This window comes from Streptomyces sp. SYSU D01066-1, from assembly GCF_054956795.1.
This window is the reverse complement of sequence record NZ_JBUDHV010000072.1, coordinates 1-6,141: the sequence shown is the minus strand read 5'-3', so window position 1 is coordinate 6,141 and position 6,141 is coordinate 1. Positions and strand designations below refer to the sequence as shown.

The following is a 6,141-nucleotide window of genomic DNA, read 5'->3' as shown; positions in this document are numbered from 1 at the left end:
GCGGCGACCCTGTCGCCCCGGGCGAGCAGCTGTTCGGTGAGGTGACGGCCGAAGCCGGAGGACGTACCGGTGATGAACCAAGTGCGGGTCATGGTGTTCTCCCAGGTGAGTAACCAACTGGTTACATTCATACAGCATGTCGGCGTTCCCCGTAAATAACCAGATGGTTATGTACCGTGAGGGCGTACCTCCCGACGCAACCAGGACCAAGCGGCGCCTGATGAAAGCGGCCGTCGAAAAGTTCGTCGCGTACGGCCTGGCCGACACCCGGATCGACCGCATCGCCGAGACCGCCAAGGCCAACAAGCGCTCCATCTACGCACTTCGGGACCAAGGAGGAACTGTTCGAGCAGGTCATCGCCGACAGCATGCTCGCGCTGGCGAATTCGTTGTCAGGGCGGCGACGGGAAGACCGTCCGGTAGTCGTGGTTGACCGCGGTGTCGATGTCCTTGCAGATCGAGGACACCCCGCCGACGAGGGCTTCGATGCCCTGCGGGGCATCGGCGTGCGCGACGTCGCGCAACACCCCGCCCACGGCGTCGATGGCCTCGTCCGTCGGCGCCTCGTACTTGACTGTGACAGTGAGGTCCGCGGTGGGCCCGGAGATTCCGGCTGTGGCCGGCATGGATTTGCTGGGGCCGCGTTCCGCCAGGCTCGGCAGAACGCAGCCCTCGACGGTTACTTGACCGCCGACCGGCACACGCGAAGCGATCGCCGTGCCGGGGAAGGTTGCCTAGGTGAGAGGGGTGGCGGGGGGAAGGACGAGGATCTTGCCGGAGAGCGCGCCTTCCGCGGCTTCCGTGTGCAGGGCCGGCAGGTCGGCCAGCGGCACCCGCCGGGCGATGTCGACGCGCAGTGCTCCGGAGTCGACCAGCGTCACCAGCCGCGCCAGCTGTGCGGCGTCGCTGTTGACGAAGAGGTTGACGCCGCGCACGCCGCGTTCCTCGTCGCGGGGTGCGGGCATCCAGACCGTGGTGTTGACCACGATGCCGCCGTCGCGGACCACGGAGGTCAGGGCGGTCAATTCCATCGGCTCGACCGGGGCGAGGTTGAGCACGACGTCGACCAGCGCGTCCAGTTCGGGAAGCCCGTGGCCGAAGACCTCGTCGGCGCCCGCGGCCCTGACGCGTTCGCTGCTGCGCGGCCCGGCCGTGGCGATCACGTGGGCGCCGGCGTGCTTGGCCAGCTGCACGGCGTAGCCGCCGACCGCGCCGCCCGCGCCGTTGACCAGCACTCGCTGGCCGGCGGTCAGTTCGGCGTGGTCGAAAAGGGCCTGCCAGGCGGTGAGCCCGGCCAGCGGCAGCCCGGCCGCGTCGGCCAGCGGGATACTCGCGGGCGCCGCCGTCAGCACGCCGGCCGGTGCGAGGACGTACTGCGCCGCCGCGCCGGCGTCGGTCATCGGCAGGAAGCCGATCACCTGGTCACCGGCCCTGACGTTGTCCACACCCTCGCCCAGAGCGTCGGCCGTGCCCGCGACGTCGATGCCGGGGGTGTGCGGCAGGGTCACCGGGATGGGGCCCTGCATGAAGCCCGCGCGGATGGTGCCGTCGACCGGGTTGAACGACGTCGCGGCCACCCGGACCAGGACCTCCCCCGCGCCGGGAACCGGCTGCTCCACGTCCTCGTACCGCAAGACGCCGGGAGCGCCGTACTCATGGAAACGCACTGCTTTCATAACAAATGCCACCTTTCAGGGCAGGGATACGCTTCGAATGTGAAGCATTCTGAGACCTGGGCCTGCCTCGGTCTCGAGGCAGGCCTTCAGATGTGTGAGGGACGACAGCCGTCAGTCGCCGACCGTGCTCAGGCGCTGGAGCTTGTCATGGCTCGGGGAGCCGGGCGTGGCGGTGTAGACCAGCAGTTGCTGGCACTGCTCGGGATCTATCAGCATCTCGGAGTAGAGCTCCAGTTCTCCCAGCTCGGGGTGCAGGTAGCGCTTGAGGTCGTGGTGGTGGGTCACACCCACCTCGTGCAGCCGCCAGATGTTCGCGAACTCGGGACTGATCTCCAGCAGGGCTTCGACGATCTCACCGGCCTTGCCCGTGGGGTCCGCCGTGTACGCCTCCCTGATCTCCGCGGCGAACACCCGGCCCCGTATCGGATGGTCCTCGACAGGGAAGATGCCGCGGATCCGCGGATCATGGGTGAACCAGCGGTAGACCAGGTACCGGGACATGCCCGTGTACTGGGTGAAGTCGCCGAGCAGCGCGACCGCCGGACGCGTCTGCAGCAGCGCCTCGCCGAATCGCGACAGCACGGTGGCGGGCACGTCCGAGAGACCAGCGACGATCCGCATCATCGTGGGACCGACGTGGTCGTCACGTATGATCCGCCGCGGCGCCGCGATGCCGCCGAGGGTGAAGAGGTGGTCGCGCTCGCTCGGGTTGAGCCGCAGCGCCTGGGCCAGTGCGGCGAGCATCCGCTCCGACGGCGCCGGACCGCGTTGCTGCTCGATCCGGCTGTAGTAGTCGGTCGACATCCCGGCCAGCACAGCCACCTCCTCGCGCCGCAGCCCGCCGGTGCGGCGCCGCCGCCCGCGAGGAAGCCCCACCTCCTCCGGCTGCAGTGCCTCACGACGCGCGCGGAGGAAATCCGCCAGCAACGCCCGGTCCATCGTCCGACCTCCTCTGTTCGACAGGACAATCTTGACGCCAACCAGGAACCGGATGAAGGGCAGTTCTAACCGCGGACAAGTTGTCCCTGGCTGAGCTCCGGTCGGCTCACCCGGGCCTGCGCATCTGCCGGTCGGACGGGTACCGTCCCCAACACCCGGACCACTGGCTCGGGACCTACCGGAGCGGCAGGATGAGCTGCCCCGAGTTTCGTAGCGTCCGGTGATCTTGTCTCAGGCGTACCACCAAGTCCCGCGGGCGGGGCATCGACGGCTCCGGCAGGCCCTGCCGCTGGAACCGGGCCGTGCCAGATCCCCGTCGGCGGGCATGATGGTGGCGCGTTTACACTCCGTCAGCCCGGACACCAGGTGCACCCGCAGCCGCGGCAGGGCCGCCCTCAGGTCGGTCAGTGTCTACTGGGGCATCGCCGCGCTGGTGTTGGTGAGCATCCGCAGCGCCTGCGGGGCGCTGTCCTGGCGGTGCCGCAGCAGCGCCGCCAGGTCCTCGGCCAGGGACGGTACGGCAGGCAGGACGGTGGCGCCGCAACCGGCCAGCCGGTCCGGCATCGCCCGGTGTGGCCAGGTGCAAACGCGATCCGCCCAGGGCGCTCAGGAAGATCTGGTACAGCCCGTAGTCGAAGGACAGCGGGAGAGGGCTGTAGACGACGTCGTCATCGCCGTAGCGCAGCACCTGCTGAATTGCCTGGGCCGCGAACACCATCTGCTGGTGGGTGCTGACCACCGCCTTCGGCAGCGAGGTGGTGCCGGAGGTGTAGATCATGCAGACCGGGGCGACCGCGAGGGGCGCGGTGACCGGTTCCGGTTCCACGTCGTGCCGGGAGTCGAGCAAGGCAGTGACGTCGGGGCTGCTGACGGTGTGTACACCCTTGCGTGCGGCGATGTCCAGGGACTGCGGCGTGTCGGAGAAGAAGAGGGCCGGTTCGCTGTCGTCCAGGATGCGCTTCAACTGCACCCCGCGCACCTGCTCGTCGACGTCGCCGAACGCATCGTCACCCCGGTCACCGCGCTGCCCGGCCCGGAGGCCGGAGAGCCGTGCGAGGACACCTTCGCCCTGGGGGCCCTCGGGCGCGTCTTCGTGGCCTCGCTGCGGATCTGGGCGCAGGCCGGACGGGACACGACGGAGGGCATCGCCCGCGCGGTCACCGACTTCGCGCAGCAGTTCCTCACCGACGACCACGAGGACGTCACCGAAACCCACCGTGCCGGGCCGCCGAGCAGTCGCTCCCCGCCGTCGTCGACCAGCAGATGGTGCTGCGCGCCGGACGACGCCCGCTCGGTCCCGGGCCGGACTGCCCCAGCTGACCCGCTCGCCCGGCGGCGAGAGGTGCACTCAACCACCCCGGCCACGCCCGGCGGCGCCGACGACGTCGCGCGGCCGCTGCCCGGTCGGCGCGGCGGGAGAGCGCTCCTCACGGAGACCGTTCACCGCGAGAACGACGGAGGATCCTGATGACGGGCGATCAGCTGAACTTCACGCTTTCGAAGTTCCCGGCCGCGTGGTATCCGCTGCGCACGAGGGTGGGCGATCCCGTGCACTCGATCCCCTTGAAAACGGTGGCGTTGCGGTCGGTGTAGTTCCACACCCCCGTGGCGCCGGCGATGGAGTAGCACCGGAGGTTGACCGGATTGGTGAGGGTCTTCCCCATCCCGCCCGAGGTGTAGTCGAAGTGGCCGCTGGCGGCTCCGGCGGATGTGGGCATGGCCAGCGCGAGCAGGGCGCCGGCGACCAGGGTGGTGATGGCGGTGAGAATGCGAGAACGCATGCACCCCTCCTCGGTTCGTAGTCGTTCCATCACCTACGGTAAGGAAGGGCGCCGGCCGGGGACAGGGCGCGAGGAATCACCCGAAGGCAGGGCCGTACGACGCCACGCCCCCGCCCCGTCACCAGGCCCTGCCCGACGGTGTCCGGCGGTCGGCCCCGGACCGACCCGTGGCGTCCGGCTGGTGCGCAATGCGCACGGCCGCAGTGGGCGGACTCCGAGAGTCCGGCAGTCACGTACTGACAGAGTCACGAAGTCTGGAGGCGCCGACAAGTGGGCTCCATCGAGTAGACGGTTCCGGCATCGTCACCACAGCCAGGCGTTGGAGTGCCGCAGCCGGGACAGGCGCGGACGTCCCAGCGGGCGGCCGCGTTGCCGAGGCGGTCCTGCCGGGAGCGGGGCCGGCGCGTGTTCCCCGCGGTGAGGCGGCGCCTGGCGGCGCCCTGGAGCCGTCGGCGTTGCTCGCGCAGTTCCTTCTCCTTGGCCGCCTTGGACTTCGGCGCTCTGTGAGACAGGGTGATGCGCACGCGGCAGACGTGAGACCGGACTCCATCGAGCTCAGTGGAGGCCATCGGGTGGAGTCCACTGGGTGGAGCCCACCGAGTGGAGGCCACCCGATGTCGTGCATCGCCATTGGATGCTAAACATCGGGGGCTCCACTCGGTGGCCGATGCCCGGCATCGTCACCACAGCCAGGCGTTGGAGTGCCGCACCCGGGACAGGGCTCGGGCATCCCGGCGCGCGGCCGCGTTGCCGATCCGGCTCTGCCGGGAGCGGGGCCTGCGCGAGTTCCCGGCGGCGAGGCGGCGCTTGGCGGCATCCTGGATCCGCCGGCGCTGCTTGTGCAGCTCCCTCTTCTTGGCCGCCTTCGACTTCGGTGTCCGGGGCCGCTTCCAGACCGGCTGCCACCCCACGGGCTCATCGGCCTCGGGCACCTGGTCCTCGTCGAGCGCGGCGGCCATCTCCGCGCGGGCATCGCGGGCGCGGGCGAGGGCCTCTTCGGGGCTGGGCTGGTCTTCCGGGGTACTCACGCGACTCCTCCTGGACTCCGGCCCGGCGCGTGCTGGACGCCGGGCTGCTGGGTATGCGGCGGCGGGACCGCCGCCGGGGCGGACTGCGGACGCAGGCCGTGCGCGGCCTCGCGCGCCCGCCGGCTGTCCTGGATCGTGGCGGCCACCTGCGCGGCGGCGGCTTCGAGGGTCTGGCGGGTCTGCTCCACCGTGTCGACGTCGACGCCGGGCTCCGGCTCCACGGGCAGGCCGGCCTTCCGGCCGGTGTGGAACGGCCGCGGATGCGACGACCTCGAGGCGGGCACCGCGACGGCGTGCGGGCGTGGGCGGGAACCCAGGCGCTCCGCTCGCCGCGCGGCGCGGACCCGGGCGGCCAGGGCGCCGGCGGCAAGGCGGGCCCGCTCGTACGGGGGCGCGGACCGCTTGCGGGTCAGCGGGCGCAGCACGGCCTGGTCCTCGGTGTCGCGGGGGTACAGGGCGCGCAGGTCGGCGGTCATCATCCGGCCGCGCCCGACGGGCCGGGTGTAGTCGTCGACGACCGTCTGCACGATCTGGTCGTCCAGGCCCGGCTCGTGAGGTCGGCCGCGTAGGACGTAGGCGAGGTGGCGGCGGGCTTCGGCGAGCAGGTGCCGGCGCTTGAGTGAGCGTTTGGTTCGCTGGTGTCCGTTTGGTTCGGGGTTAGGTGTCGCGCCAGTTGGTGGTGGTTTCCTGGGTGACTCGGCGGCTCATGAGGTCGAT

General features: G+C 70.7%; 6 protein-coding genes and 3 pseudogenes. 1 reads left to right on the top strand and 8 read right to left on the bottom strand.

The window, feature by feature from the left end; translation table 11 throughout:
* Window positions 1–404: 404 nt before the first annotated feature.
* The 5 genes and pseudogenes from ACY1JF_RS31780 to ACY1JF_RS31760 form a co-directional block, all read right to left on the bottom strand.
* Window positions 405–602 (bottom strand): annotated as a pseudogene (locus ACY1JF_RS31780) (MMPL family transporter); the annotation flags it as partial.
* A 132-nt stretch (window positions 603–734) separates the two neighbouring features.
* Complete coding sequence (locus ACY1JF_RS31775; protein ID WP_462708738.1) at window positions 735–1,676, bottom strand: NADP-dependent oxidoreductase; 942 nt, start codon at window positions 1,674–1,676, stop codon at window positions 735–737.
* Window positions 1,677–1,787: 111 nt separating this feature from the next.
* Window positions 1,788–2,615: a helix-turn-helix transcriptional regulator gene (locus tag ACY1JF_RS31770; RefSeq protein ID WP_462708737.1), complete on the bottom strand. Its 828-nt coding sequence runs from the start codon at window positions 2,613–2,615 to the stop codon at window positions 1,788–1,790.
* Between the two features lie 411 nt (window positions 2,616–3,026).
* Entirely contained in the window at window positions 3,027–3,179 is a 153-nt protein-coding gene (locus ACY1JF_RS31765; protein ID WP_462708740.1) for a hypothetical protein, read from the bottom strand.
* A gap of 25 nt (window positions 3,180–3,204) precedes the next feature.
* Window positions 3,205–3,585: pseudogene (locus ACY1JF_RS31760) on the bottom strand (AMP-binding protein); the annotation flags it as partial.
* Here ACY1JF_RS31760 and ACY1JF_RS31755 point away from each other — a divergent pair.
* A complete protein-coding gene (locus ACY1JF_RS31755; protein WP_462708739.1) occupies window positions 3,490–4,083 on the top strand; it encodes a hypothetical protein in 594 nt (197 codons plus the stop codon). The pseudogene ACY1JF_RS31760 and the gene ACY1JF_RS31755 sit on opposite strands and share 96 nt — an antisense overlap.
* 10 nt (window positions 4,084–4,093) lie before the next feature.
* Here ACY1JF_RS31755 and ACY1JF_RS31750 read toward each other — a convergent pair whose 3' ends face one another.
* From ACY1JF_RS31750 to ACY1JF_RS31740, 3 genes and pseudogenes are all read right to left on the bottom strand, one after another.
* Window positions 4,094–4,396 (bottom strand): hypothetical protein, encoded by a 303-nt coding sequence (locus ACY1JF_RS31750; protein WP_462708736.1) that lies wholly within the window; start codon window positions 4,394–4,396, stop codon window positions 4,094–4,096.
* Between the two features lie 680 nt (window positions 4,397–5,076).
* A complete protein-coding gene (locus tag ACY1JF_RS31745; RefSeq protein ID WP_462708735.1) occupies window positions 5,077–5,424 on the bottom strand; it encodes a hypothetical protein in 348 nt (115 codons plus the stop codon).
* A pseudogene (locus tag ACY1JF_RS31740) lies at window positions 5,421–6,038 on the bottom strand (MobF family relaxase); the annotation flags it as partial. The gene ACY1JF_RS31745 and the pseudogene ACY1JF_RS31740, both read right to left, overlap by 4 nt.
* Window positions 6,039–6,141: the final 103 nt, after the last annotated feature.